Annotated in this window: 28 protein-coding genes; 13 read left to right on the plus strand and 15 right to left on the minus strand. The window is 64.9% G+C overall.

What is annotated here, in order from left to right; translation table 11 throughout:
• Window positions 1–8 precede the first annotated feature (8 nt).
• Together ctrA and sciP are read right to left on the minus strand one after the other, a co-directional pair.
• A complete protein-coding gene (gene ctrA, locus AC04PT_RS04615) occupies window positions 9–731 on the minus strand; it encodes a response regulator transcription factor CtrA (protein ID WP_482872358.1) in 723 nt (240 codons plus the stop codon).
• A gap of 91 nt (window positions 732–822) precedes the next feature.
• Window positions 823–1,101, minus strand: coding sequence for a CtrA inhibitor SciP (gene sciP, locus AC04PT_RS04620; RefSeq protein WP_482872359.1), 279 nt, complete (start codon window positions 1,099–1,101; stop codon window positions 823–825).
• A 122-nt stretch (window positions 1,102–1,223) separates the two neighbouring features.
• Between sciP and mnmA the strand changes: the two genes are divergently transcribed.
• Window positions 1,224–2,369 (plus strand): tRNA 2-thiouridine(34) synthase MnmA, encoded by a 1,146-nt coding sequence (mnmA, locus tag AC04PT_RS04625; RefSeq protein WP_482872360.1) that lies wholly within the window; start codon window positions 1,224–1,226, stop codon window positions 2,367–2,369.
• A gap of 54 nt (window positions 2,370–2,423) precedes the next feature.
• On the opposite strand, the gene AC04PT_RS04630 is transcribed toward mnmA, so the two are convergent.
• On the minus strand, window positions 2,424–3,653 hold the full coding sequence (locus AC04PT_RS04630; RefSeq protein ID WP_482872361.1) for a glycerophosphodiester phosphodiesterase family protein: 1,230 nt from the start codon (window positions 3,651–3,653) through the stop codon (window positions 2,424–2,426).
• Between the two features lie 100 nt (window positions 3,654–3,753).
• Complete coding sequence (locus tag AC04PT_RS04635) at window positions 3,754–4,050, minus strand: antibiotic biosynthesis monooxygenase family protein (protein WP_482872362.1); 297 nt, start codon at window positions 4,048–4,050, stop codon at window positions 3,754–3,756.
• Between the two features lie 170 nt (window positions 4,051–4,220).
• Here AC04PT_RS04635 and AC04PT_RS04640 point away from each other — a divergent pair, with 170 nt between their 5' ends.
• The 5 genes from AC04PT_RS04640 to AC04PT_RS04660 all read left to right on the plus strand — a co-directional run bounded on the left by AC04PT_RS04640 (window position 4,221) and on the right by AC04PT_RS04660 (window position 9,327).
• Window positions 4,221–5,435, plus strand: a complete 1,215-nt coding sequence (locus AC04PT_RS04640) for a bifunctional alpha/beta hydrolase/OsmC family protein (protein WP_482872363.1) — start codon at window positions 4,221–4,223, stop codon at window positions 5,433–5,435.
• Window positions 5,436–5,628: 193 nt separating this feature from the next.
• Window positions 5,629–6,936, plus strand: coding sequence for an adenylosuccinate lyase (gene purB, locus AC04PT_RS04645; protein WP_482872364.1), 1,308 nt, complete (start codon window positions 5,629–5,631; stop codon window positions 6,934–6,936).
• Window positions 6,937–7,015: 79 nt separating this feature from the next.
• Window positions 7,016–7,168 (plus strand): hypothetical protein, encoded by a 153-nt coding sequence (locus tag AC04PT_RS04650; RefSeq protein WP_482872365.1) that lies wholly within the window; start codon window positions 7,016–7,018, stop codon window positions 7,166–7,168.
• Window positions 7,169–7,261: 93 nt separating this feature from the next.
• Window positions 7,262–8,350 (plus strand): flagellar motor switch protein FliG, encoded by a 1,089-nt coding sequence (locus AC04PT_RS04655; protein WP_482872366.1) that lies wholly within the window; start codon window positions 7,262–7,264, stop codon window positions 8,348–8,350.
• A gap of 92 nt (window positions 8,351–8,442) precedes the next feature.
• Window positions 8,443–9,327, plus strand: a complete 885-nt coding sequence (locus AC04PT_RS04660) for a DMT family transporter (protein WP_482872367.1) — start codon at window positions 8,443–8,445, stop codon at window positions 9,325–9,327.
• 48 nt (window positions 9,328–9,375) lie between these two features.
• On the opposite strand, the gene AC04PT_RS04665 is transcribed toward AC04PT_RS04660, so the two are convergent.
• Complete coding sequence (locus AC04PT_RS04665; RefSeq protein WP_482872368.1) at window positions 9,376–10,089, minus strand: DUF1223 domain-containing protein; 714 nt, start codon at window positions 10,087–10,089, stop codon at window positions 9,376–9,378.
• A 233-nt stretch (window positions 10,090–10,322) separates the two neighbouring features.
• On the opposite strand from AC04PT_RS04665, the gene acnA reads away from it, so the two are divergent.
• From acnA to AC04PT_RS04690, 5 genes are all read left to right on the plus strand, one after another.
• Window positions 10,323–13,097 carry an aconitate hydratase AcnA gene (gene acnA, locus AC04PT_RS04670; protein ID WP_482872369.1) on the plus strand — a complete coding sequence of 925 codons (2,775 nt, stop codon included), beginning with the start codon at window positions 10,323–10,325 and terminating at the stop codon, window positions 13,095–13,097.
• Between the two features lie 178 nt (window positions 13,098–13,275).
• Window positions 13,276–14,382, plus strand: coding sequence for a hypothetical protein (locus AC04PT_RS04675; protein ID WP_482872370.1), 1,107 nt, complete (start codon window positions 13,276–13,278; stop codon window positions 14,380–14,382).
• Window positions 14,383–14,922, plus strand: coding sequence for a toxin-activating lysine-acyltransferase (locus AC04PT_RS04680; protein WP_482872371.1), 540 nt, complete (start codon window positions 14,383–14,385; stop codon window positions 14,920–14,922).
• A gap of 384 nt (window positions 14,923–15,306) precedes the next feature.
• Window positions 15,307–15,954 carry a Hint domain-containing protein gene (locus tag AC04PT_RS04685; protein ID WP_482872372.1) on the plus strand — a complete coding sequence of 216 codons (648 nt, stop codon included), beginning with the start codon at window positions 15,307–15,309 and terminating at the stop codon, window positions 15,952–15,954.
• Between the two features lie 199 nt (window positions 15,955–16,153).
• Complete coding sequence (locus AC04PT_RS04690; RefSeq protein ID WP_482872373.1) at window positions 16,154–16,282, plus strand: hypothetical protein; 129 nt, start codon at window positions 16,154–16,156, stop codon at window positions 16,280–16,282.
• Here AC04PT_RS04690 and ccmD read toward each other — a convergent pair.
• From ccmD to yajC, 9 genes are all read right to left on the minus strand, one after another.
• Entirely contained in the window at window positions 16,267–16,428 is a 162-nt protein-coding gene (gene ccmD, locus AC04PT_RS04695; protein ID WP_482872374.1) for a heme exporter protein CcmD, read from the minus strand. The genes AC04PT_RS04690 and ccmD overlap by 16 nt on opposite strands.
• On the minus strand, window positions 16,425–17,156 hold the full coding sequence (locus AC04PT_RS04700) for a heme ABC transporter permease (protein ID WP_482872375.1): 732 nt from the start codon (window positions 17,154–17,156) through the stop codon (window positions 16,425–16,427). Before AC04PT_RS04700 ends, ccmD begins: the two co-directional genes overlap by 4 nt.
• Before the next feature lie 72 nt (window positions 17,157–17,228).
• Entirely contained in the window at window positions 17,229–17,885 is a 657-nt protein-coding gene (gene ccmB / locus AC04PT_RS04705) for a heme exporter protein CcmB (RefSeq protein ID WP_482872376.1), read from the minus strand.
• Window positions 17,882–18,496 carry a heme ABC exporter ATP-binding protein CcmA gene (ccmA, locus tag AC04PT_RS04710; protein WP_482872377.1) on the minus strand — a complete coding sequence of 205 codons (615 nt, stop codon included), beginning with the start codon at window positions 18,494–18,496 and terminating at the stop codon, window positions 17,882–17,884. The genes ccmB and ccmA overlap by 4 nt, the downstream gene beginning before the upstream one ends.
• A gap of 57 nt (window positions 18,497–18,553) precedes the next feature.
• Window positions 18,554–18,907 carry an Mth938-like domain-containing protein gene (locus AC04PT_RS04715; RefSeq protein ID WP_482872378.1) on the minus strand — a complete coding sequence of 118 codons (354 nt, stop codon included), beginning with the start codon at window positions 18,905–18,907 and terminating at the stop codon, window positions 18,554–18,556.
• Between the two features lie 69 nt (window positions 18,908–18,976).
• Complete coding sequence (locus tag AC04PT_RS04720; RefSeq protein WP_482872379.1) at window positions 18,977–19,729, minus strand: sulfite exporter TauE/SafE family protein; 753 nt, start codon at window positions 19,727–19,729, stop codon at window positions 18,977–18,979.
• Entirely contained in the window at window positions 19,722–20,690 is a 969-nt protein-coding gene (gene secF / locus AC04PT_RS04725) for a protein translocase subunit SecF (protein WP_482872380.1), read from the minus strand. The genes AC04PT_RS04720 and secF overlap by 8 nt, the downstream gene beginning before the upstream one ends.
• 4 nt (window positions 20,691–20,694) lie before the next feature.
• Window positions 20,695–22,347: a protein translocase subunit SecD gene (secD, locus tag AC04PT_RS04730; RefSeq protein ID WP_482872381.1), complete on the minus strand. Its 1,653-nt coding sequence runs from the start codon at window positions 22,345–22,347 to the stop codon at window positions 20,695–20,697.
• A gap of 21 nt (window positions 22,348–22,368) precedes the next feature.
• Window positions 22,369–22,659, minus strand: a complete 291-nt coding sequence (yajC, locus tag AC04PT_RS04735; protein ID WP_482872382.1) for a preprotein translocase subunit YajC — start codon at window positions 22,657–22,659, stop codon at window positions 22,369–22,371.
• Between the two features lie 215 nt (window positions 22,660–22,874).
• Here yajC and serS point away from each other — a divergent pair, with 215 nt between their 5' ends.
• Both serS and AC04PT_RS04745 read left to right on the plus strand, forming a co-directional pair.
• Window positions 22,875–24,167, plus strand: coding sequence for a serine--tRNA ligase (gene serS / locus AC04PT_RS04740; protein ID WP_482872383.1), 1,293 nt, complete (start codon window positions 22,875–22,877; stop codon window positions 24,165–24,167).
• 39 nt (window positions 24,168–24,206) lie between these two features.
• The gene (locus tag AC04PT_RS04745) at window positions 24,207–24,944 is read left to right on the plus strand and encodes a hypothetical protein (RefSeq protein ID WP_482872384.1); all 738 of its coding nucleotides are present in this window, start codon (window positions 24,207–24,209) and stop codon (window positions 24,942–24,944) included.
• A 178-nt stretch (window positions 24,945–25,122) separates the two neighbouring features.
• On the opposite strand, the gene der is transcribed toward AC04PT_RS04745, so the two are convergent.
• A complete protein-coding gene (gene der / locus AC04PT_RS04750; protein WP_482872385.1) occupies window positions 25,123–26,586 on the minus strand; it encodes a ribosome biogenesis GTPase Der in 1,464 nt (487 codons plus the stop codon).
• Window positions 26,587–26,625: the final 39 nt, after the last annotated feature.

Below are 26,625 nucleotides of genomic sequence, written 5' to 3' on the forward strand. Positions count from 1 at the left end.
CAGAGGGATCAGGCGCCGATAGCGAGCCGGTCGGTGCCGCCGTCGAGCTCTCTCGGCGCGGGATCGCGCAGGACGTAGCCCCGGCCCCAGACGGTCTCGATGTAGTTTTCGCCACCGGTGGCCTGGCTGAGTTTCTTCCGCAGCTTGCAGATGAACACGTCGATGATTTTCAACTCCGGTTCGTCCATGCCACCGTAGAGATGGTTCAGGAACATCTCTTTCGTCAGCGTGGTGCCTTTGCGCAGGCTGAGCAATTCGAGCATCTGGTATTCTTTGCCCGTCAGATGCACCGGGTGTCCGCCGACCTCCACCGTCTTGGCATCGAGATCGACCGAAATATGCCCGGTACGGATGATCGACTGCGAATGCCCCTTGGAGCGGCGGATGATTGCATGGATGCGCGCCACAAGTTCCTCGCGGTGGAACGGCTTGGTCAGGTAATCGTCTGCGCCGAACCCGAAGCCCTTGAGCTTGTTCTCGGTATCGTCGGAGCCTGACAGGATCAGGATCGGTGTTTCGATCCGCGCCAGCCGCAACTGGCGCAGCACCTCGTGCCCGTGCATGTCCGGCAGCCCGAGGTCGAGAAGTATAAGATCATAATCGTAAAGCTTGGCTAGATCGATGCCCTCCTCGCCCAAATCGGTACAATAGACGTTCAGGTTCGCATGCGTCAGCATCAACTCGATGCTCTTCGCGGTCGTCGGATCATCCTCAACAAGCAAAACGCGCATAATCATCTCCACTGGGTCGGCCTTTTACGATAACCTGTAGAAGAAAGGTTAACCGACAGTTACCGTAGCAGGGGAATTGAGAGAACACCACTCATGGTTGTCTATATTTCTGCAAAGCGGTTGCTTTCAAAGCATCCTCGCCGAATTGGGAAACGGCTGTCACCCATTCGCGGAATTCATCGGCCGAGATGGCATAGCGTTTTTGCGCATCTTCTTGCGATATCAATCCGTAAAGCACACCGCGCACCACGGCGGCCTTGCGCGAGGCTACCCAGCGCCGGGTTTGGGGCGGAGGCAGATCGGCGCGTGTCATGACCGTCCCATCCGGAAGCGAGACGGAGCGCGGACCTTCGACTTTTTTCAGGTACATGGCATCCTCGTACAGGGCTACCACCTGACACTGTGACTGTTTGTTTAACTGCAGATGAAGGCCGGGCTTGAGAGTATGTTGGATTTTCCTATATTCTCGCGGACTTCGATCAGGGGATTCGCATGGGCACTGCCACGATGGACAAGTTGAACTCGCTGGGCTTCGCCAAGCCGCCGTCCGAGACCCGGGTGGTGGTGGCGATGTCGGGCGGCGTGGACAGCTCGGTCGTGGCCGCCGAACTGGCGCGCGAAGGCTATGACGTCGTGGGGATCACGCTACAGCTTTACGACCACGGCGCGGCGCTGGCCAAGAAGGGCGCCTGCTGTGCCGGGCGCGACATCCACGATGCGCGGCGGGTGGCCGAGGAAATGGGCTTTCCGCATTACGTGTTGGACTATGAGAACGTGTTCCGCGACGCGGTGATGGACGAATTCGCCGAAAGCTACCTCGGCGGCGCAACCCCCGTTCCCTGCATCCGCTGCAACGAACGCGTCAAGTTCAAGGACCTGCTGGGCACCGCGAAGGACCTCGATGCCGACTGCATGGCGACCGGCCATTACATCCAGCGCAAGATGGGCACCGACGGGGCCGAGCTTCACCGGGCGGCGGACGCCAATCGCGATCAGAGCTATTTTCTGTTCTCGACCACGCAGGAGCAGCTCGATTATCTGCGCTTTCCGCTGGGCCACCTGGCCTCGAAGGACGATACCCGCAAGCTGGCCGCACGGCACGGGCTGAGCGTGGCCGACAAGCCCGACAGCCAGGACATCTGCTTCGTGCCGGACGGCAACTATGCCAAGGTCATCGAAAAGCTGCGCCCCGGTGCGGCCGAGCCGGGCGAGATCGTCCATGCCGACGGCCGCGTGCTGGGCGAACATGGCGGCGTGATCCACTACACCATCGGCCAGCGCCGCGGGCTGGGGATCGGCGGCCTCAGCGAACCGCTCTACGTGGTGAAACTGGACGTCGATGCCAAGCGCGTGGTGGTCGGCCCGAAAGAGATGCTCTCGACCCGCACGGTGCCGCTGCGCGAGGTGAATTGGCTGGGCGGCGGCGGGTTTGCCGACATGGCGGAGCGCCAAGTCTCGATCAAGGTCCGTTCGACCCGGCCGCCGCGCGAGGCGATCCTCAGGCCGTTGTCGGAAACCGAGGCAGAGGTGGAATTGCTGACCCCCGAGGAAGGCGTCTCACCCGGACAGGCCTGCGTGTTCTACGAGACCGGCGGCAGCCGCGTGCTGGGCGGCGGCTGGATCTGGCGCGGGCACTGACGCCTTGTAGAGATCCGGGACGGACCGGGGCACCTGCCCCGGCCCGCGTGAGGCTTATTCGATGCCCATGCAGTTGGCGTAATAAGTGACCGTCGCCGGCCAGTCCGAGAACACGCCGATGACGCCGGCCTTTTCGTGCAGCGCGTCTAGGATGGTGAAATAATCCCCGTCGGTGTCGGTGGCGTCCTTCACTGTCTGGAAGTACCAGCCGCCGCCCGAGGTCAGCGGGCCCGAGCGTTCGAGCGTCCAAGTGATGATGCCCAGATCGGCGGCCTTGGCTTCGGTCGCCAGCGCCGATGCGACCATTTTGCCGCCCTCGTCCAGCGTCAGCAGCATCCACATCGGCGGCGCGATATAATTGATGCCCATCTCCTTCAACTCGGCCATGGTGTTGGGCCAAGTCGAGGCGTCGTTCGGATCATAGCCGTCGTCGTTGTACTCATCCATCAGGTAGACCGCCTGCTGACCGTACTCGGGCTCGTTCTCGACCCAATACTTGACGATGTCGAGGTCGAAGCTCTGAGGCCAGACCCGTTCGGGGGCGATCTCGGCGGCCTTGTATTCGTCGATCATCTTCTGGGCGTAGTCCTCGTACGAGAAGCCATCGTATGGCATCTCGACCGAGGGCGATTTCAGCTCGGGGGTGAAATCTGCGCCGAGGCTGTCGAAGAGCGCGATGGACTCGGCGTGCGTCATCAGCGTGCCGTCCTGAACCGAGTAGAGATCGGTGCGCCAGTTGGCGGTGCCGTCCATGTATGCCTCGACGGTGGTCGCGGCGCTGTCGGCGGCGTCCATCTTGCCGGTCAGGGTGCGGAACTCGGCCAGCGTGATGTCCGAGGCGCGGCATTCGGCGGCGGCTTTCTCCTTGCCCTCGGCCGGGGTGAAGCCGGCGGTGCATTTCGACGCCAGGTCGCTGGCAAGAATGTCGGTGGTTGTGTGCAGGTCGTTCTGGGCGTGGCGGCAGACCAGTTCCTTGTCGGCGGTGAAGGTGACGTCGCACTCCAGAATGCCGGCACCCATCAGCGCGGCGGCCTTGTTGGATTCCACGGTATGTTCGGGGAATTGCAGCGGAGCACCGCGGTGGCCGATCGAGAACTTCGAGCGCGCCGGCGTCTGCGCCTGACAGGCAGCGAGCTTGTCCTTCAGGTCGCCGTCTTCCATCCGGTCGATCAGGTAGAAGGGCCGCGGGCCGTAGGTGACGGCATCGCTCATGGCATGTGCCTCGGCCCAGGCCAGGCTTGCGGCTCCGCAAAGCAATGCGGCGGCAAATGTGGTTTTTATCATGCTATCCATCCGTGTGTTGGCGCTGTAATTGCACGCAATAGGTACACCTTACGGCAAAAGCCGTGTGACACCATCGCGAAGATCTCGTGCCGCCTGGCCCTCAGACCGGCACAAGATCGTAGTGGGCGATGCGCCGGTGAGCGACCAGTTCGGCTTCGTCGGGCGCGATATGCGGGCTGTCGTAATCCTCGCCCACGAAAGCCTTGAGCGCGTCGAGATCGCGCCAGACCATCACGAAAGCAAAGTCCCGCGGGTGATCGGACCGCGCCGCGCCGGGCAGGACCTCGACGCAACCTTTGGTGGATTTCATCAGCGGTATCGCGGTCTGGTGGAAGAACTCGGCAAAGGCTGCTTCCTTGCCGGGGTGGGTGGTGACCTGGAATATGCGCATGATCATGGGGGCCTCCCTCGGTGCATCCGGCAATCATAGCACGTTTGCCTCAACGCCATTGGGGGCTCCCACGGGCGACACGGTCTGTCACACCCTCGTGACGCGGGACAGTTGGACGTGGCCGGACCGCGGCGGCGCGCTTAGTCTTGGGATATCGCCAGCCAGAGAGGACCGCCATGACCACCGAACGCTTCACCTTCCGCGGCCACTCCGGCGAGACGCTGGCCGCGCGCCTCGATCTGCCCGACGGGCCGCACCTTGCGACGGCGCTTTTTGCCCATTGCTTCACCTGCTCCAAGGACATTCCCGCCGCACGCCGCATTGCCGGCCGGCTGGCGGCGATGGGGATCGCGGTGCTGCGCTTCGACTTCACCGGTCTGGGGCATTCCGACGGCGAGTTCGCCAACACCACGTTTTCCAGCAATGTCGGGGATCTGGTGGCTGCCTGCGGCGCGCTGTCCGGGCGTGGCATGACGCCGACCCTGCTGATCGGCCATTCGCTGGGCGGCGCGGCGGTGCTTGCGGCGGCGGCGCAGTTGCCCTCGGTCAAGGCGGTGGCGACGCTCGGTGCGCCTTACGATCCGGGCCATGTGACCCACAACTTCGGCGGCGCGCTGGACGAGATCGCCGACAAGGGCGCGGCGCGGGTCCACCTCGGGGGGCGCGAGATCGAGATCGGGCAAGGCTTCGTCGAGGATGTCGCGGCACAGAACCTCGGGCCAGCGATCGCGTCGCTCAAACGCGCGCTTCTGGTCTTGCACGCGCCACTGGACGATGTCGTTGGCATCGACAATGCCGCCAACATCTTCATGGCCGCGAAACACCCCAAGAGCTTCGTCACGCTGGATGACGCCGACCATTTGATCACCCGTGGCAAGGACGCCGAATACGCCGCCGAGGTGATCGCCGCCTGGGCCGGGCGATACCTCGACCTCACGCCCCCGGCCCCGCCGCCCGGCGCGCCAGAGGGGATCGTGCGTGTCTCCGAAGCCGACCCCGAGGGGTTTTTGCAGGACGTCAACGACGGTCCGTTCCATCACACGCTGGCCGACGAGCCCGAGGCCTATGGCGGCACCAACCGCGGCATGTCGCCCTATGGGTTCCTCGCCGCCGGGCTGGGGGCCTGCACCTCGATGACGATCCGCATGTATGCGCGGCGCAAGGGCTGGCCGCTGGATCATGTCAGCGTCGACGTGTGCCACGACAAGGTGCACGCGCAGGATGCAAGCGATACGGCAGGCTCCAAGGTGGACGAGTTCCGCCGCAGGGTACGGCTGGAGGGTGACCTGAGCGACGACGAGCGCGCCAGACTGATGGAAATCGCCGACAAGTGCCCGGTACACCGGACGCTGGAACGGAGCGCGCGGGTGGTGACCGAGATGGCAGGGTGAAAGCGGGCTGTTGGCCTGACTAGGTCACAGGCAGCTGGATGCCCCTGCACGGGCTCGCGGTTGGCGAGCGCGCAGCTCGGCACCCAGCCACACAGAACGTCCGCTCCGGGTTGTCACCGCACCGCGCCCTTGTCCCTCCCGCCTCTTCCGGCGTATGACCCCGCGCAAACCGCACCACCAAGAGGCTTCGCCCATGATCCCCCGCTATTCCCGCCCCGAGATGACCGCCATCTGGGAGCCGGCCACCAAGTTCCGTATCTGGTTCGAGATCGAAGCGCATGCCTGCGACGCCATGGCGAAGCTTGGCGTCATCCCGCAAGAGAACGCGGATGCGGTGTGGAAAGCCAAGGATGTGGAGTTCGATGTTGCCCGCATTGACGAGATCGAGGCCGTCACCAAGCACGATGTCATCGCGTTCCTCACCCACCTGGCCGAGCACGTGGGCTCTGAAGAGGCGCGGTTCGTGCACCAGGGCATGACCTCCTCGGACGTGCTCGACACCACGCTGAACGTGCAGCTTGTGCGCGCCACCGACCTGCTTCTGAAAGGCATGGACCGGGTTCTGGCCGCGCTCAAGACCCGCGCGCAGGAGCACAAGGACACCGTTCGCGTCGGCCGCTCGCACGGTATCCACGCCGAGCCCACCACCATGGGGCTCACCTTCGCGCGCTTCTATGCCGAGATGGACCGCAGCCGCGCCCGTCTTGTCGCTGCCCGTGAAGAGATCGCCACCGGCGCGATCTCGGGCGCGGTCGGCACCTTCGCCAACATCGACCCGGCGGTCGAGGCACACGTCTGCGAACAGCTGGGCCTCTCGCCCGAACCGATCAGCACACAGGTCATTCCCCGCGACCGGCACGCCATGTTCTTCGCCGTGCTGGGCGTCATCGCGTCGTCGATCGAGAACATCGCGGTCGAGATTCGCCACATGCAGCGTACCGAGGTGCTGGAGGGCGCCGAATTCTTCTCGATGGGGCAGAAGGGCTCTTCGGCGATGCCGCACAAGAAGAACCCGGTGCTGACCGAAAACCTGACCGGTCTTGCACGGCTTGTCCGCATGGCCGTGATCCCGGCGATGGAGAACGTGGCGCTGTGGCACGAGCGCGACATCTCGCATTCCTCGGTCGAGCGCGCCATCGGGCCGGACGCCACCATCACGCTGGACTTCGCTTTGCACCGGTTGGCGGGCGTGGTCGAGAAGATGTTGATCTTCCCCGACAATATGCTCGACAACATGAACAAGTTCCCCGGTCTGGTGATGAGCCAGCGGGTCCTGCTGGCGCTGACCCAGGCCGGCGTCAGCCGCGAGGACGCCTATGCCATGGTGCAGCGCAATGCGCTCAAGGTCTGGGAAGAGCGCGTCGATTTCCAGGAACAGCTGCTTGCCGACGCAGACGTGGTCGCGGCGCTGGGCGAGGACAGCATCCGCGAGAAGTTCGACATGGGCTATCACACCAAGCACGTCGACACGATCTTCAAGCGCGTTTTCGGCGAGTCCTGAGCCGGATTTTGAACGAATCCGGTCACGTGTTACCCTCATGGCCGGTGGGCCCGTCCCGCCGCCCATGAGGAGAGAGATGATGATCAGAACCGTGGTCTGTGCCGCGATGCTCTCGCTGCTTCCGGCGCTGTCTTATGCCGGCTGTTCCGACGCGCACCAGGCAATGTCCTGCGCCGAAGGCACGGTCTGGGATGCGGCGTCGCAGACCTGCGTCGAGAAAGTGACCGGTTAAGCCAGCCCGTGCGCGCCGCCCCTGCGGGCGCGCATTCAGAACTTGTTCACCCTTCCCGGATAATGCTGAACCCGCCTATCCGGAGTATCAGGGATGAACCAGCTTGCCACCTTGTCCGACCTGCCGTCGCTTCCAGCGTCGGCCGGCAAGACCCATTCGCCGTCCGTTCCATCCCGTGCCGCCCAGTTGAGCCGCAAGCAGAAAGCGGCGATCATCGTGCGCCTGCTGGTCAACGAGGGTGCCGAGGTGCCGCTGGTGGAACTTCCCGAAAGCCTTCAGGCCGACCTCACCCAGCAGATGGGCAGAATGCGCTATGTCGACCGGGCGACGCTGGCAGATGTGGTCAGCGAATTCGCCGACGAGCTGGAATCGATCGGGTTGCACTTCGCCGGTGGCATCGCCGGGGCGCTCAACGCGCTTGATGGCAAGATTTCGCCCCAGACGGCCGCGCGGCTGCGCAAGGAGGCCGGGGTGCGCCAGACCGGCGATCCTTGGGCGCGTATCCGTGCGCTGAAAGTCGAACGTCTGATGGATTTCATCGGCCAGGAAAGCACGGAGGTTGCCGCGGTGCTGCTGTCGAAACTCGAGACCGCAAAGGCCGCCGACATCCTGTCAAAGCTTCCGGGGCCCGAAGCGCGGCGGATCACCTATGCGGTCTCGCTCACCGCCAATGTCACGCCCGAGGCGGTCGACCGGATCGGGCTGTCACTGGCCTCTCAGCTGGACGGCGACCCGGTGCGCGCCTTCAAGACGGAACCGGTGGCACGGGTCGGCGCGATCCTCAACAACTCCCCCGCCGCCACCCGGGACGAGCTGCTCAGCGCGTTGGAGGAAGAGGACGAGGCCTTTGCCGGAAAGGTGCGCAAGGCGATCTTTACTTTCGCCAATATCGGCGACCGGATCGACGCCAAGGACATCCCCACCATCATGCGCGAGGTCGACCAGCAGGTCGCGGCGCGGGCATTGGCGGCGGCAGAGAAACAGGGCATGCAAGAGATCGCAGAATTCATGCTTTCCAACATGTCGAAACGCATGGCCGAAAACTTGCGCGACGAAATGAACGAGGTCGGCGACCTCAAACCCAAGGATGCCGAAGCCTCCATGAGCGAGATCGTGGCCGCGATCCGGCAATTGGCCGATGCCGGCACACTCACGTTCGTCGCCTCCGAAGAGCAAGACTGACACCAGCGACCCGGTGAAGGATGGGTGCTCTGCGCCCATTGGCCCCTGCAAGCACGATGGACAGTTCGGGGGATCCAACGTAAGGCAGCCATATGTCCCTGTCCTACGCCGTCGCCCCCCGCACTGACGCCGGTCGCGGAATCCTTCTCATGGTCGGCACCATGCTGTTCTTCTCGGTCATGGATGCCTGCGCCAAGGAACTGGCCAGCCGCGTCGGCGTCCCCACGACGCTCTGGGCACGCTATGCAGGACAGACGCTGGTGGTCTTTCTCATGGTGCTGCCACGCCTGCCGGGCGTGCTGAAGACCCGTTACCCGAAGTTGCAGTTCGCACGCTCGGTCTGCCTGTTCGCCGCGACTGTCTGCTTTTTCTCGGGTCTGGCGCGTATCGGTCTGGCCGAGAATACAGCGATCATGGATCTCAACCCGGTGCTGATCACCTTGGGCGGCGCGCTGTTTCTGGGCGAGCGTGTCGGCCTGCGCCGTACGCTGGGCATCGCCGCTGCGCTGGCCGGCGCGCTGATCATCATTCGGCCGGGCACCGATGTCTTCAGCCCCGCCGCGATTTATCCGCTGGGCGCGGCGGTCTGCTTCTCGGCCTATGCGCTGATTACCCGGTTCGTCGGGCGCGATGAGGACGCATGGACCTCGCTGTTCTACACCGCCGCCTTCGGAGCCGTGGTCATGACCGTCCTGCTGCCTGTGGCTGGCCAGATGCCGCAGGACGCCGGCGCGTTCGGGCTGATCGCTATTATTGGGGCCATTGCCGCGGTCGGGCAACTGATGCTCATTCGGGCTTTGCAGATCACCGAGGCCGGGGTCATCGCGCCCTTCACCTATTGCGGACTGCTGTTCGCTACCATCTGGGGCGCCGTGATCTTCGACGAATTCCCCGACATTCCGACCCTCGTCGGCGGAGCCGTCATCGTCGTCTCGGGTCTCTACGTCTGGTATCGCGAGACCCGGGCGGCGGCGTAGGGAACGCTGTCTGAAGTCTGCCTGCCAACGCGGGGAGTGAGGTGTGCGTTAGTCGACCGTGCGCGCCGCCAGGATTGGCCCGAAGTCCGCGGCCTGCACAAGCACGGCCACCGTGCCGTCCGTCTCGATCTCTGCACGATAGTCTCCGGCCCCGTCCCAAGCGGGAAGTTCCTGCCAGCCGCGCACGATGTTGACATAGGTCAGCGTCTTGCCTGCATTCTCGCCGCGCAGGATCTCCACGGTCGCTTCGGGTTCGTAATCCACTGCCAGCACGCGCATCGCGCCGGGCACCTCACCTCGGGCACGCGCAGTCACGACAACCGCCCCATCCGCGTGCTGCAGGTCCAGCGATACGCTGGGCTGCCGCGTCTGGTGCAAGGCAATGAGATCGGTCACGTCCATCGGATGATTGCCGACCACGTGATCGGTGCCGTTGATGATCATTTGCGGTGTGTAAATCATGCGACGACCGGCGGACCGGGCGTAGCCTCGCTGCCGCCGAGTATGGCCGGGCAGCGCGAACTCGTCCTTCCAGCCAATATAGTCCCAGTAATCGACATGCAGGGCCAAGGCGATCACGTCGTCACGCGCGGCCAGCGTATGCATGAATTCGTCAGCCGGCGGGCAGGACGAGCAGCCTTGCGATGTGAAAAGCTCGACGACGACAGGGGGCGCGGCCGCGTCTTGCGCAGACAAAGCGCTGCTCGACGTGGTCGCCGTCAGCGCGATGGCAAAGGCGCTCAGGGTCTTGCTGAGTGTCATCCGTTTCCCCGTCTGGTCGCATGTTTCTACCTAGAGACCGCCGGCTGAAATAACCAATCAAGGTTTTGCGATGTAGGGTGACGGCGCGTGTCCCGGGATCTTGCGCCACGGAAGCATCAACAATCTGCATACAATCGCATACAATTCGTCGCACCCCCCTTGATTGCGCCCCCGTGACAGGTCTATTGCAGGCGGTAGCGAAACCCTTGGCATCATCGGAAGGGAGCCATTCCATGCCCATCACAGTCGGTCATGACAGCTCGAACACCCGCAAGTCGATCTCGGCGGGCGGCAAGACCCTGTCGTACTACTCGATCCCCGCCGCTCAGGAGGCAGGGCTCGGCGATTTCTCTAAGCTGCCCGCCGCGCTGAAGGTGGTGCTTGAGAACATGCTGCGCTTCGAGGACGGCAAGACCGTAACCACCGACGACATCCGCGCTTTCGGCGACTGGGCCAAGGACGGCGGCAAGGGCACCCGCGAGCTGGCCTATCGCCCGGCCCGCGTGCTGATGCAGGATTTCACCGGCGTTCCCGCTGTGGTTGACCTTGCTGCCATGCGTGACGGCATCGTGGCGCTGGGTGGCGACGCCGAGAAGATCAACCCGCTGAACCCGGTCGACTTGGTGATCGACCACTCGGTGATGATCGACGAATTCGGCAACCCGCGCGCCTTTCAGATGAACGTCGACCGCGAATACGAACGCAACATGGAGCGCTACACCTTCCTCAAGTGGGGCCAGTCCGCGTTCAACAACTTCCGCGTGGTGCCGCCGGGCACCGGCATCTGCCACCAGGTGAACCTGGAATACCTCAGCCAGACGATCTGGACCGACGTTGACCAGAACGGCGAAGAAGTGGCCTATCCCGACACGCTGGTCGGCACCGACAGCCACACCACCATGGTCAACGGCGCCGCCGTGCTGGGCTGGGGCGTGGGCGGCATCGAGGCCGAGGCCGCGATGCTGGGCCAGCCGATCTCGATGCTGATCCCTGAAGTCATCGGCTTCAAGCTGACGGGCGCAATGATGGAAGGCACCACCGGCACCGACCTGGTGCTGAAGGTCGTGGAAATGCTGCGCGCCAAGGGCGTGGTAGGCAAGTTCGTCGAATTCTACGGCGAGGGGCTGGACAACCTGCCGCTGGCCGACCGCGCAACCATCGCCAACATGGCCCCGGAATACGGCGCCACCTGCGGCTTCTTCCCGATCGACCGCGAAACCCTGCGCTACCTGACCAACACCGGCCGCGACAAAGACCGCGTCGCGCTGGTCGAGGAATATGCCAAGGCCAACGGCTTGTGGCGCGACGAGACCTACGATCCGGTCTATACCGAAACGCTCGAGCTTGACATGGGCACCATCGTGCCAGCCATCTCGGGCCCCAAGCGTCCTCAGGATTACATCGCGCTGGACAAGGCCGCGACCGAGTTCGGCAAGTACATCGAGGGCCTGCGCAACGGCACCGACGCCAGCCCCAACGCCGAAGTGCGCTGGGAAGGCGAAGGCGGCGCGCCCGAGCCGGTGGACATCCCCGGCGACGAAGGCCACCACAAGAAAGGCTGGTACAAGACCGACGACGGCGCCTATCAGTTGCACGACGGTTCGATCGTGATCGCATCGATCACCTCCTGCACCAACACCTCGAACCCTTATGTGATGATCGGCGCCGGCCTGCTGGCCCGCAAGGCGCGCGAAAAGGGCCTCGATCGCAAGCCCTGGGTCAAGACCTCGCTGGCGCCCGGTTCGCAGGTGGTGTCGCACTACCTTGAAGCCGCCGGCCTGCAGGACGACCTGGATGCCATCGGCTTCAACCTCGTGGGCTATGGCTGCACCACCTGCATCGGCAACTCCGGCCCGCTGGCCGAGCCGATCTCGAAGGCGGTGAACGATTATGACCTCGTGGCGACCTCGGTGCTGTCGGGCAACCGCAACTTCGAAGGCCGCATTTCGCCCGACGTGCGGGCCAATTACCTTGCCTCGCCGCCGCTGGTGGTGGCCTATGCACTGGTCGGCGACATGAACGTCGATATCACCAAGGACAGCCTCGGCAAGGACCGCGACGGCAACGACGTCTATCTCAAGGACATCTGGCCCTCGACCAAGGAAGTCGCTGACCTTGTCGAACAGACCGTGACGCGCGAGGCGTTCCAATCGAAGTACGCCGACGTCTTCAAGGGCGACGAAAAGTGGCAGTCGGTCGAGACCACCGACGCCAAAACCTATGACTGGCCGCCGACCTCGACCTATGTCCAGAACCCGCCCTACTTCCAGGGCATTACCATGGACACCAAGGACATCGAGAACATCGAAGGCGCCAAGGTGCTGGCGCTTCTGGGTGACATGATCACAACCGACCACATCTCGCCTGCCGGGTCCTTCAAGGACACGACGCCAGCCGGCCAGTACCTGATCGAGCGTCAGGTCCCTGTGCGCGAGTTCAACTCCTACGGCAGCCGCCGCGGCAACCACGAGGTCATGATGCGCGGCACCTTCGCCAACATCCGCATCAAGAACGAGATGCTGGACGGCGTCGAAGGCGGCTACACCAAGGGGCCCGACGGTCAGCAGACCTCGATCTTCGACGCGGCCATGGCCTATCAGGAGCAGGGCACCCCGCTGGTGATCTTTGGCGGCGAGCAGTACGGCGCGGGTTCCTCGCGCGACTGGGCGGCCAAGGGCACGGCTCTGTTGGGCGTCAAGGCAGTGATCGCCGAGAGCTTTGAGCGTATCCACCGCTCGAACCTCGTGGGTATGGGCGTCATCCCGTTCGAGTTCACCGGTGGCGACACCCGCAAATCGCTGAAGCTGACCGGCGACGAAGAGGTCTCGATCCACGGACTGGACGACGTGACTCCGGGCAAACAGGTGCCCTGCACGATTAAGTACGCCGATGGCACGAGCAAGGAAATCACGCTCAAGTGCCGGATCGATACCGGGATCGAGATCGAATACATCGAGAATGGCGGCGTGCTGCACTACGTGCTGCGCAACCTGGCCAAGTCGGCCTGAGGATTCGCCAAAACAAAGACGGAAATTCAATTAAAACGGGCGCCTGCGGGCGCCCGTTCCTATTATGGGTGTCGGGCTGTTGACCCTTTGAATGCTTTACCCCCGGGATTGGGTCAATCTCCGGTTGACGCACTTGACAGGGCGTGACGGTTTGCCGAATGGTTAAGGAATTCTTACCATGCAACATGCCCTCATAAACCTCATCAAGCAGGACGCCCGGTACAGGCAGGTGTTCACACGGGCTCGCGCTTCGCGGCGGCGGGTCACGTCGGTCTATGACGTCTCGTCCCGCTGCAATCTGTTCTGCGAAGGCTGCCTGTTCTTCTCGCGCGACGGGGACTTCGCTGGTGATGCGGCGCGGCCGGACCTTGCCCGCTATGACAGGCTGTTCGCCGCCGAGGCAAAGCGCGGCGTCACCTACCCGGTGTTCGGCGGCGCCGAACCCTCGCTGGAGCCCGAGATGCTGCGGCTGGCGGCGCGGCACTGGCAGTCTGGCATGGTGCATACCAACGGCATCAGGCCGATTCCGCGCGGGCTGCCGTTTCGGCTCTACGTCTCGGTCTGGGGCGGGCCCGAGGCGACGCGCAAGTGGCGCGGCGCGGACAGCTACGACAAGACCCTGAACAACGCGGCCGGCGATCCCCGCGCCATCATCAACTACACGATCAGCCGCCAGAACATCGACGACCTGCTGCCCGTGGTCCGCGACTGCCACGCCCGCGCCCTGCCCATCACCTTCCAGTTCTACAGCCCCACCGAGGATTACGCCGACTATCTGGCCTCGGCCACCGGCACCGATCACACCTATATCAGGGGCGACGCGCCCGCGGACAACCTGGTCCTCGCGCCGGCTGACCTCACCCGCGCCGAAGCCGCGATCTGCGCGGCCATCGACCGCTATCCCGACACGGTTGTCTTCACCAAGGCGCTGGCGCGCTGGGCCTGTGCCGCGCCGGTCACCTACCCTGAAATCAACGATGACGGCGGCATTCCCGCGGCCTGCTTCGCCGGCAACGACCCAAGACACAGGCATTACCTGAACGGCGGCAAACCGGAATCCCGCAAGACCTGCGGCCACCCCTCGGTCACCTGTCGCAGCTGCAAGACCTATACATCGCTCTATCCGGCGTTCTTTGCCGACAGGCTCTCGGCCCGCATGACGCGGCAGGACGCCATCGACTTTCTCGACGCGCATGCGGTGTTCGATGCCCTCTACGAAGGCCACCGCCGCGCGCCACAGGCCCTTGAGCAAGAGATCGACACGCAACTGGCACGGACAGGCTGAATGGAACCCCGGATCACGCAGATCAATTCCGAATATCCGCATCGCGAGCAGCTGACCGGACTGGGCGAACTGTGCTTTCTCTACATGCGCGCGCCCAATTTCCAGGTTCGGTCCGTCAACACTCTGCGCGCGGCGCTGGAGCCGGTGGTCGATACCGGGCATTTCGCGCTCATGCGCAAGGACGGTGTGCCGCGCGCCGCCGTCACCTGGGCGTTTTTCAGCGAAGAGGCCGAGGCGCGGATGCGTGCCGGAGAACGGCTGACCAGCCATGACTGGATTTCGGGCGACAGGCTCTGGCTGATGGATATCGTTGCGCCCTATGGCCAAGGCAGCGCCCGCGAGATGGTGAAGTACTTCGAGCAGCAGTTGAAGCCCTTGGTCACCGAGTATCGCGCAGCACGGGCCAGCCGAAAGGACGGGCTGGCACGGGTTTACCTGTGCCGGCGCCTGCCCTCGGGGCGATTCGGATCGGTGATGCGCGACGTCGCGAAACCGGAACGGAAGGGTGAGGGCGCCGCCCCGCTTCAAGAGACCACATGACGGTACGCTTTGACGATTTCGGCCGTTTGGCCGACAGCCTCCCCGCGCCGCGGGACAAACTCAATTTCTACAGAAAAAGGATAACCGATGGGCACTAACACGATATTCGAAACGACACCGACCGGCGCTGACACTGACATTACCATCGCAGGAGATAGGTCTGGCGCCGGCACGATCGACCTCTCGGTTGGAGAGACCGAAATAATCAGCTTCGATGTTACCAGTCAGGATTTTTTCGGCGGTCCGCCCAGTGACGGGCCGACATTCTCGTCATCCGAAAGCGGACCTGGTTCATTCGACGCGAGTACGTCGCCCAATGGTGTCTTCACCTTTACCATTACCCGGGCCGAATGGGAGGCCGCGGGAAGCCCGGCCAGCATTCAGTTGACATTCAACAACGATGAGCCGGATTCAATTAACAGCGTCTACACCCTCAATATCACCTGCTTCGCCCGCGGCACCTCCATTGCCACACCCGAAGGCGAATCGGCGGTCGAGACCCTGCAAATCGGCGATCTGGTGCGCACCGCCGATGGGCGCGATGTGCCGGTGAAGTGGATCGGGCGCCAGACCGTCCGCCAATGGACCGCCGGCGCGCGGATGCAGCCAGTCCGCATTGCCGCAGGTGCGCTGGGGGACAACACGCCCCACGCCGATCTGACCGTCACTTCCGATCACGGCATGGTGCTGGACGGCCTTGTGATCACGGCCGGCGCGCTGGTCAACGGCGGCTCGATCGACTGGGTGCCGATGGCCGACCTACCGCCGCAGATCACCGTCTATCACGTCGAGACCGAGGCCCACGACGTGATCCTCGCCAACGGTGCTCCGGCCGAGACCTTCATCGACCACGCCGGCCGCAGCGTCTTCGACAACCACGCCGAGTACCTCGCGCTCTACGGCACCGAGCGGATCATCCGCGAACTCGACATGCCCCGAATTGGCGACCGGCGCCTGTTGCCCGAGGCGATAAAGGCGCGGCTGGGGCTGGCCGAGATCCTGTCCGACGGCGATTTCACCCTCGCCGGCTGACGCGCGCGGCCGCCCCCTCCGGGCGGCCCGCTGCCGCGCTTCTTGCCCCCTCTGCCCGGTTTTCCGCCGATGCCGTCGTGCGAAAACGTCAAAGCCTTGCCAATCGCGATTTCGTGAGACGACAGCCGGCGGTTTCCCCGCTTAAGTGCCCTCAGCCCGCGACTGAGACGGGCACGCGAGGCAGCAAAAGGAGACAAGTATGAGAATTATCGTGGTCACGGTGCAGGCGGCGGTCCTGCTGATGCTGGCGGTGATCGGTGCGCAAGGCAGCGATACCGAGCGGGCGGTTTGCCCGGTGAACAAACCCGGGACCTATTGCGAACGCTGAGCGCGGCGGGCTTCCACCTCTTCCAGCTGGGCGCGGGTCTTGCGCGCCCGGCGCAGGGTTGACCAGACGATCAGCCCCAGCGCGGTGAAGCTGACGGCATAGGCCGACAGAACCGGCACCGCGTATTTGCCCAATTCGGGAATCATTGCATCCGCTCCCGTGCCAGCAAGGCCCGCATCCGGCGGGCGCGAATTTCGGTCTGGGTGCGCACCAGCACCAGAACGATGAACAGCAGCACGAATCCCGCCATCGCCACCAGCGCCGGATACCAGAAGATGTCGGCCACGTTCTCCTCGGCATCAAGCGAAAGCGAGGCGCCCTGGTGCAGTCCCTGGTTCCAGAAGTTGACCGCGTAGCGCGACAGCACCGCAAAGACCGAGCCGACGAGACAGAGCACCGAGGTCAGATCGGCGGCGGTGTCGTCATTCTCGATCGCGGCCCAGAGCGCGATGTAGCCAAGGTAGAATAGGAACAGGATCAGGAACGACGTCAGCCGTGGATCCCAGGCCCACCATGTTCCCCACATCGGCTGGCCCCAGATCGCCCCGGTCGCCAGCGCGATCAGCGTCATCACCATGCCCACCGGCGCCGCCGCCCGCGCCGCTAGCGCACTGACGTGGTGGCGGCGAATGATCCAGATCAGCGAGGCCACCAGCATCATGAACCAGGCGTTTATCGCCATCAGAGCCGAGGGCACATGCAGGTAGAAGATCTTGACGGTCGATCCCTGACGGTAATCATCCGGCGTGAAGAAGAACCCCCAGATCAGCCCGGTGGCCAGACAGGCGGCCGCCAGCACCCATAACGCCGGGATCACCCGGTCGGTGGTGTCGATGAACTTCTTCGGGTTCGCGTATTCCCAGATCGAGGCCATGACAGATACCTATTCGTGAATGTGTGTGGACGCCACCGCGATTTTCGTAGGAAGGGGTGGTTTCCCCCCGCCTCACCGCAAGTTCATCCGCAAGACCGCAGCCGAGGCAAAGGGCAGCAGCGCGATCACCGCCAGCGAAATGCCCGCCAGCATCATCAGCGGCGTCTGCACCGCCAGACCCTCCGCCCCCCGCCGCGCCACCTCGGCCCCGAAGATCAGCGTCGGCACGTAGAGCGGCAGCACCAGCAGCGACATCAGCAGCCCGCCGCGCTTCAGCCCCACGGTCAGCGCCGCGCCGAAGGTGCCGATCACCGACAGCGCCGGTGTCCCCAGCGCCAGCGACAGCGTCAGCCAGACGAACCCCGGGGCCGGCAGGCTCAGCAACACCCCGAACACCGGCGCCGCGACCACCAGCGGCAGGCCGGTGGTCAGCCAATGTGCCAGCGCCTTTATGCTCACGATGCCTTCCATCGGCAGCGGCGCCGTGGCCAGAAGGTCAAGCGATCCGTCCTCCCAGTCCGTCGCGAAGATCCGGTCGAGCGACAGCAGGCAGGCCAAAAGCGCCCCCAGCCAGAGGATGCCCGGCGCGATCCGCGACAGCAGGTCCGATTGCGGTCCCACCCCGAACGGCACCAGCACCACCACGATCAGGAAGAAGGCAAGCCCGAGGCCGAAGCCGCCCCCCGCCCGCACCGCCAGCGCCAGATCGCGGGTCAGAAGCGCGATCACAGGAAGACCTCGTCGAAATCGTCCGACGCCTGCGGCGCAGCGCGATAGGGGCTCACGTCCAGCGTATCGCCGTCCAGCCCGAGGTCGATATGGGTGGCGATCAGCGCCGAGCCCCCCTGCCCCAGGTGCGCGCGCACCGCGTGCGCAAACAGAGCCACGGCATCGCGGTCGAGCGATACCGTCGGTTCGTCCAGCACCCAGATCGGGCGTCCGGTGACCATCAGCCGTGCCAGTCCCAGCCGCCGCTTCTGCCCGGCAGAGAGATGCCCCGCCGCGCGGTCGCGCAGAGGCGCCAGCGCATAGGCCGCCAGCGCGGGACCAATGTCGCTCAGCCCGAAGGCGCGCGCCCAGAACGTCAGGTTCTCCGCCACCGTCAACGGCGCCTTCAGCCCGTCCGCATGGGCGGCATAGGCCACACGCTCGTCCGCGCCGGTCAGCATTCCCCGGTAGGGCGGCTGCAGCCCGGCCACGGTGCGCAGCAGGGTCGTCTTGCCGATGCCGTTGGGGCCGCGCAGGATCAGCGCCCGGCCGGGATCGAGCGTGAAGCTCACGCCCTCCAGCACGGGGATCCCGCCACGGGTCACGCACAGATTGTCGGCCTGCAATGTCATGGCCGGACATTTGCCGGATTCGCCCGGTTCAGCAAGGCGATAGGACCCTCACACCGTTCAGACCGTCAGCGCGGCCAGCGCGATGCGGCGGCCCTCGGAGAGCAGCACGTTGTAGGTGCGGCAGGCGGCCGGCGTCGACATCACCTCGACCCCCAGCCCCGCTTCTTCAAGCTGGCTGCGCAATCCCGCAGGGATATGCGCAATCTCGGCGCCGGTGCCGATAAAGACCACATCGGCGTTCGCCGCTAGCGCCAGCAGCGCCCCGGCATCGTCAAGCCCGCCCCAGGCCTGCGTGCCGTCGTGCGCTGCGATGGTGTGGCCGTGGTGGACCTTGCCGCCGATGCGGAAGAAGCCGGGGCCATAGCCGTCGACGGGCTTGGCATCAGTGTATGAGATCTCGTTCAGTCGCATGGCGCACCAGATAGCGCGATTGCGGCGCGGGTACAATCTGCACCGCGGGATGACTGCCGGGCACCCGTCCTACCCGAACAGCGGCGCGCCAGAGACGACGGCAACCGCGATCACGCCGTAGGCCAGCCAACGGTATTGCCGCTCATAGGCCGGGTCGAACAAACGTTGTCCGATCAGCGTGGTGGTGACGTAGGGTATCGTCAGAACCACGGCCACCAAGATCATTCCCGGGTTAGACACACCGGCAAGAAAAAGGTTGCCGAAGATGACCACATCAAGCAGCGCCAGATAGAGGATGGTGTTGGCCCGTACAACCCGCGCCGCCTTCAGCCCCGCGAGGTAGAACAGGATCACCACCGGGCCGGTCAGCCCCGTCATCCCGCCCAGCAGCCCCGCTGCCAGCCCGATCAGCCCAAGCCCCGGCCTGCCGACCGTGCCGCGATAGCGCCAGCCGGTCACCAGTGCGGCCAGCGTACCGCCCGCGATCAGCGTGACCGCCCAGCGGACAGTTTCGTTGGGCAACATCTTCATCGCCTGTACGCCCAGCGGCACCGTCAAGACCGCACAGAGCGCCATCAGGCCGACTTCGGCCTTGTCCGCCTGCCCCCACGCCTTGGGCAGCAGCGCCGCCGTCGACCCGACGCCAGTCAGGGTGATCAGCAAGATCACGTCCGCCGCCGGCAGGAATTGCCCCGCCACCGGCACGAAGATCAGCGCCGTGCCGAAGCCGGTAAAACCGCGCACGATGCCTGCGATGCCGATTGTCAGGGCCATCCAGCCCAGCCCCGGCACCTCAAGCACCGGGGCCAGCCAGTCAGGCATCAATGTTGCCGAACTGGTTACCGGTGGTGTCGGTGGTCTTGGTCCAGTCGCGCTTGACGCCAAGGAACAGCAGCGCCGCCGAGGCCACGAAGATCGACGAATAGGTGCCCACGATCACGCCCCAGATCATCGCGAAGACGAAGCCCCGGATCACGTCGCCGCCCAGCACGAACAGCGCGATCAGCGCCAAGAGTGTGGTGACAGAGGTCATGAAGGTCCGACTGAGGGTTTCGTTGATCGACAGGTTCAGCACCTCGCGCAGGGGGCGCTTCTTGAACTTCATCAGGTTCTCGCGCACCCGGTCGAAGACCACCACGGTGTCGTTCAGCGAATAGCCGACAATGGTCAGCAGCGCCGCGATGATTGCGAGGTCGAACTTGATCTGAAGTTCCGAGAAGACGCCGATCGTAAGGATCACGTCATGCACCAGCGCCGCAACCGCCCCCAGCGCGAACTGCCATTCGAAGCGCAGCCAGATGTAGACAAGGACCGCACAGATCGCCAACACCACGGCGATGGCGGCGGTCTGGATCAGCTCGCCCGAGACCTTGGGCCCGACCGATTCCACCGAGACGAACTTGATGTCCGGCGCAACTGCCTTGAGCGCCGCTTCTACCTCGGCCACCGTCTCGGCCGCGACGCTCTCCTGGCCTTCCTGGGCCTGGATGCGGATCATTGCAACGTTCTGGTCTTCGTCGAAGGTCGGGTCGAAGACCTCCGAGATCACCACGTCGCCCAACTCCAGCGCCGAGATCGCGTCGCGATAGGCCCCGACGTCGACCGGCTGCGCGGTCTCGGTTCGGATGGTGGTGCCGCCGCGAAAGTCGATACCATAGTTCAGCCCGCGCAGCCCGAAGGACACGAAAGCCAGCACCATCAGCACCGCCGAGATGCCCAGCCACAGCTTCGGACGCGAGAAGAAATCCCAGTTGGTCTCCTGCGGGACGAGTTTCAGACGCATGGGATCAGACCTCGATGGTTTTGGGACGGCGGCGTTCGAACCACATCACGATGATCAGCCGGGTAACGAAGATCGCGGTGAACACCGAGGTGAGAATGCCCAGCCCCAGCGTGATGGCAAAGCCTCGCACCGGGCCGGAGCCCATGACGAACAGGATCACAGCGGTGATGAAGGTGGTGATATTGGCGTCGATGATCGCAGACAGGGCCTTTTCATAGCCCAGTTCGATGGCCCGCGCCGGCCCCCTCGCCGTGCGCAGCTCCTCGCGGATACGCTCGAAGATCAACACGTTGGCATCGACCGCCATGCCCACCGTCAGCACGATACCGGCGATCCCCGGCAGGGTCAGCGTCGCGCCGATCAGGCTGAGCAACCCGAACAGCAGCGCGATGTTCAGGATCAGCGCCACGTTGGCGAACAGACCGAACAGTCCGTAGGAAAGCCCCATGAACACCAGCACCGCGGCGAAAGCCACGACGGTGGCGATCTTGCCGGCCTCGATGCTGTCGGCGCCCAGTTCCGGGCCGATGGTGCGTTCCTCTAGGAAGTCGAGACCCGCAGGCAGGGCGCCGGCGCGCAGCAGCACCGCGAGGTTGGTCGATTCCTCGACCGTAAAATTGCCGGTGATGATGCCCGAGCCGCCGGGAATGTGGCTCTGGATGACAGGCGCGCTGATGACTTCGTCATCCAGCACGATGGCGAAGGGGTTGCCAATGTTTTCTGCGGTGTAATCGCCGAACTTGCGTGCGCCCGAGGGATTGAAGCGGAAGTTCACCGCTGGCCGGCCGTTCTGGTCAAAGGACGGCTGCGCGTCGGTCAGCTCCTCGCCAGTGACCACCGGGTTTTCCTCGAGCACATAAAAGGTGCCCTGCTCGTCCAGCGACGGCAGGACTTCCTCGCCGATGCCGGGTTCCGAAGTGCCGTCGGTGGTGCGGCTCACAACCGGCTGGAAGGTCAGCTGCGCGGTGGTGCCGATGATGTCCTTGAGCTCCTGCGCCGAACCCAGCCCCGGCACCTGAATCAGGATGCGGTCGCTGCCCTGACGCTGGATCGTGGGTTCGCGGGTGCCGACCTCGTCGATGCGGCGGCGGATGATCTCCAGCGATTGCTGCACCGTGCGCTGGTCCGTCGCCAGGCGTTCGGCCTCGGACAGAGTAACCACCAGAAGATCGCCCTCGCCGCTCACGGCCAGGTCCTGCTCGCCCGCCGCGGTCAGCGACACCACCGGCTGCGCCAGCGCGCGCACCGCGGTCATCGCGGCCTGCAAGCCCTCGGGGTTGCCGATCCTGACGTGCAGTTCGTCCACCGGTCCGTCCTGACGGCGGATGGTGCCAACCTCGTCACGCAGGGGCCGCAGCGCATCGCGCACGTCCGGCCAGAGCGCCTTGATCCGCGCCTCGTAGACGTCTTCCACCTGGACCTCGGCCAGCAGGTGCGCGCCGCCGCGCAGATCGAGCCCGAGGTTGACCAGTGCCGAAGGCAGGAACGAGGGCCAGCCTTCGGCCTGCTCCGCGGTCTCGCCCTGCACCGCCATGGCGGCATTGGCGTCGTTGTACTGTTCTACACGGGTGTAGAACGCATTCGGCAGGGCCAGCCAAAGCCCCGCCGCACAGAGCGCCCAGATGAGCACCCGTTTCCAGAGATCGATCTGCAGCATAAGCCGCTCCTCGCCTTGGGTTTACGAGTTCGCGGGCTCGGTCTTGTTGAGCACCTGGGCGATGGTGGCCTGCACCACTCGGACCTTGACGCCGTCGGCGATCTCGACCTCCACCTCGTTGCCGTCTTCCTTGACCTTGGTGACCTTGCCGATCAGCCCGCCCTGGGTGACCACCTGGTCGCCCCGGCGCAGCGCCTTGACCATGGCCTGATGGGCTTTCATCTTTTTCTGCTGCGGACGGATCAGCAGGAAATACATGATCGCGAAGATCAGGATCAGCGGGATGAATTGCGCGATCGCATTGCCTTCCATGGGGGCGGGTCCTTTCGAGGTCTGGGGCCGCGGGGGCACCCCCGCCGAATTTTGCCGGAACCTATGCGCGGCGCGGTGGCTTTGCAAGGCGATGCAAGGAAGCGGGCGCCATAAACTGCGCTTCCGTCACGGCGGGGCGGATCCCCGCCCTACCCTTCACCGCCGGCTTGTTGCATAACCTCCGCGCGACTCAACGCCATACAGAGGACATGGATATGCACGACATCCGCACCATCCGCGAAAATCCCGCCGCTTTCGACGCGGCACTCGCTCGCCGTGGGGTGGAGACCGCATCGTCGTCCCTGCTGGAAATCGACGAGGCCCGCCGCGCCGCGATCCACGCCGCCGAGACCGCACAGGCAGATCAGAAGGCCGCCGCCAAGGAGGTCGGCGCCGCCAAGGCCAAGGGCGACGAGGCCGAATTCGAACGGCTCCGCGCGCTGGTGGGCGAAAAGAAATCGGAAGTGGCCGAAATGCAGGCCCGTGCCAAGGAGCTTGACCAACAGCTGACCGAGGCGCTGATGTCGCTGCCCAACCTGCCGCATGATGACGTGCCCGATGGCGCCGACGAAGACGACAACGTCGAAATCCACCGCTGGGGCACACCCCGGACCTTCGATTTCACCCCGAAGGAACACTACGACCTGGCCGGCGTGCAGGACGGCATGGATTTCGAAACCGCCGCCAAGCTCTCGGGCAGCCGCTTCGTGGTGCTCTCGGGCGCCGTCGCCCGCATCCATCGGGCCTTGGCGCAGTTCATGCTCGACACCCATGTCGAGGAAAACGGCCTGGCCGAAACCTGGACCCCGGTGCTGGTCAAGGAAGAGATGATGCTCGGCACCGGCCAACTGCCCAAGTTCGGCGAGGACAGCTACCAAACCACCAACGGCTGGTGGCTGATCCCCACGTCCGAGGTCACGCTGACCAACATCGTCCATGGCATGACCGTGGCGGAAAGCTACCTGCCGCGCCGGTACGTGGCGCATTCGCAGTGTTTCCGCTCGGAGGCGGGCAGCGCTGGCCGCGATACCGCCGGCATGCTGCGCCAGCACCAGTTCGAGAAGGTCGAGATGGTCTCTGTCACCCGTCCCGACCAAAGCCGCGACGAGCTTGACCGCATGACCGGCTGCGCCCAGGGCATCCTCGAACGGCTCGGCCTGCCCTACCGGACCGTGGTGCTCTGCACCGGCGACATGGGCTTCGGCGCACGTCGCACCCACGACATCGAGGTCTGGCTGCCCGGACAGGACACCTACCGCGAGATCTCCTCGGTTTCGGTCTGCGGCGATTTTCAGGCGCGGCGGATGAACGCGCGGATGAAGCCCGCGGACGGCGGCAAGCCCGAGTACCTGCACACGCTGAACGGCTCGGGCCTCGCCGTCGGGCGCTGCCTGATCGCGGTACTGGAAAACGGCCAACAGGCGGACGGCTCGGTCGATCTGCCCGAGGCACTTCACCCCTGGTTGCGCGGCAAGACCCGCCTGACCGCCGAGGGCACCCTGGTCTGACACTGGTCCGCCGCCGAAATCGGCTTATCTGGCAAGCGCATGAAACATGTGCTTGCCATTTCCCTCGTCGCCGCCGCCGTGGCCTTCGCCCTGAGCCCGCTGCTGACCCCAGGTTTCAACGGTTTCGAACCCGATCAATTCCCGGTGCCGCAGGACAACCCGCCCGGACAGCCCGCGGGCTATGCCTTTGCGATATGGGGCGTGATCTACTTGTGGCTGATCGTCGGCGCGGCCTTCCAGCTATTTGCCCGCCGCGACGCGGAAGACTGGCAGGCGCTGCGCCCGCCGCTGCTGGCCTCGTTGGTGCTGGGCATCCCGTGGCTGGCGGTGGCGCAGGCCTCGCCGGTCTGGGCCTCGGTTCTGATCTGGGCGATGCTGCTGACCGCCCTCGCGGCGCTGTTCCGGTCGCCGGCCCGGGACGGCTGGTTCGGTCACGGCCCGGTCGGTCTCTACGCGGGATGGCTCACCGCCGCCTCCTGCGTCTCGCTGGCGCTGCTGACCGCAGGCTACGGGCTGCTGAGTGAAACCACCGCCGCCCTCGTCGCCCTGACCCTCGCCCTTATGATCGCCGCCGCCGTGATCCTGAAACGCCCCGACGCGCCCAGCTATCCCGTGGCGGTGGTCTGGGCGCTGATCGGCGTGGTGGTGGCCAATTGGCCCGGCGGACCGATCTCCGTCCTCGGACTTGCCATCGCGGGCGCCCTTGCCCTCACCGCGCTTGCCGTGAGTCGGCTGTGGGTCAAGGATCGACGCAGGCGACCGCCGAAGGCGGCGTGAAGCGTCCTTGAGGCGCAACCGACTCACCAGATCATCGAAACGGCGCGTTCAGGGCAGACCTGCCCATGAACCGCCTCTCATCAGCAATTCCTCCGCCGCCCCACACGCACTGCGCCCTGAACCGGCACGTCACCTCTCGGCCAACTGAAAGAAGAGCGCGCGGAGGCGCCCAGTGAAATCAGTCGTCGCCGCGGTATTTCCCGAGGTGCTTGCGCAGTTTCGACGGCCCGGCCTTCTTCTTGCCCTTGTAGGGGTTCTTGTCGGACTGCCCGCGCATGAACAGGCGGATCGGCGTGCCCGGCATGTCGAAATCGTCGCGCAGCCCGTTGACCAGGTAGCGGGTATAGCTGTCGGGCATCTTGTCGGGATGCGAACACATCACCACGAAGCCCGGCGGCCGGGTCTTGGCCTGCGTCATGTAGCGCAGCTTGATCCGCTTGCCCTGCGGTGCCGGCGGCGGATGCGCGGCGATCATACCGTCGAGCCAGCGGTTCAGCGCCGCCGTCGGCACGCGGCGGTTCCAGATGTCATGCGCTCGCAAGATGGCGTCGTGCAGCCGGTCGAGCCCCTTGCCGGTTTTGGCCGAGACAGTCACCAGCGGCGCACCGCGCAGCTGCGGCAGCAGCCGGGTGAAGGCCTCCTTCAGGTCGCGCAGCTTCTCCTGCTTCTCCGGCTCCACGTCCCATTTGTTGACCGCGACCACCACGGCGCGGCCCTCACGCTCGGCCAGGTCGGCAATGCGCAAATCCTGCTGCTCGAAGGGAATGGCGGCATCCAGCAGCACCACCACGACCTCGGCGAACTTGACAGCACGCAGCCCGTCCGAGACCGACAGCTTCTCCAGCTTCTCCTGCACCCGCGCCTTCTTGCGCATCCCGGCGGTGTCGAAAATCCGGCAGGGCGTGCCCTTCCAGTCGATCTGAAGCGAAATCGCGTCGCGGGTGATGCCCGCCTCCGGACCGGTCAATAGCCGATCCTCGCCGAGAATCTGGTTGATCAGCGTCGATTTGCCTGCGTTGGGCCGGCCCACCACGGCAATCTGCAACGGTTTGGCGCGAGTTGGCGCGTGATCGGCCTCTGCCTCGTCGTCTTCCTCGTCCACGGTGACATCGGTCTCGGGCGTGTCGTCCACCGCTTCGGCCTCGAGCTGCTCGGCGATGGGCAGCAGTTGGCTGTAGAGGTCGTTCAACCCCTCGCCGTGTTCCGCCGACAACCGGATTGGCTCGCCCAGCCCGAGGTTCCAGGCTTCCAGCACGCCGCTGTCCGCCGCCGCGCCTTCGCCCTTGTTGGCCGCCAGCAGGATATGCTTGGCGCGCTTGCGCAGGATCTCGGCGAACAATTGGTCGACCGGTGTCAGCCCGACGCGCGCATCGATCATGAACAGGCAGACATCGGCCATGTCCACCGCGCGTTCGGTCAGCCGTCGCATCCGGCCCTGAAGGCTGTCGTCGAAGGCATCCTCCAGCCCGGCGGTGTCGATCACGGTAAAGCGCAGGTCGGCGAGCCGCGCCTCGCCTTCGCGCAGGTCGCGGGTCACGCCGGGCTGGTCGTCGACCAGCGCCAGCCGCTTGCCGACCAGACGGTTGAACAGCGTGGATTTTCCCACGTTGGGACGGCCCACGATGGCGAGGGTGAAGGACATGAGGCTACTTAAGCTCCGGAACGCATCAAGCGCCCCGGA

It is taken from the genome of Litorisediminivivens sp. KMU-197 (assembly GCF_056858395.1).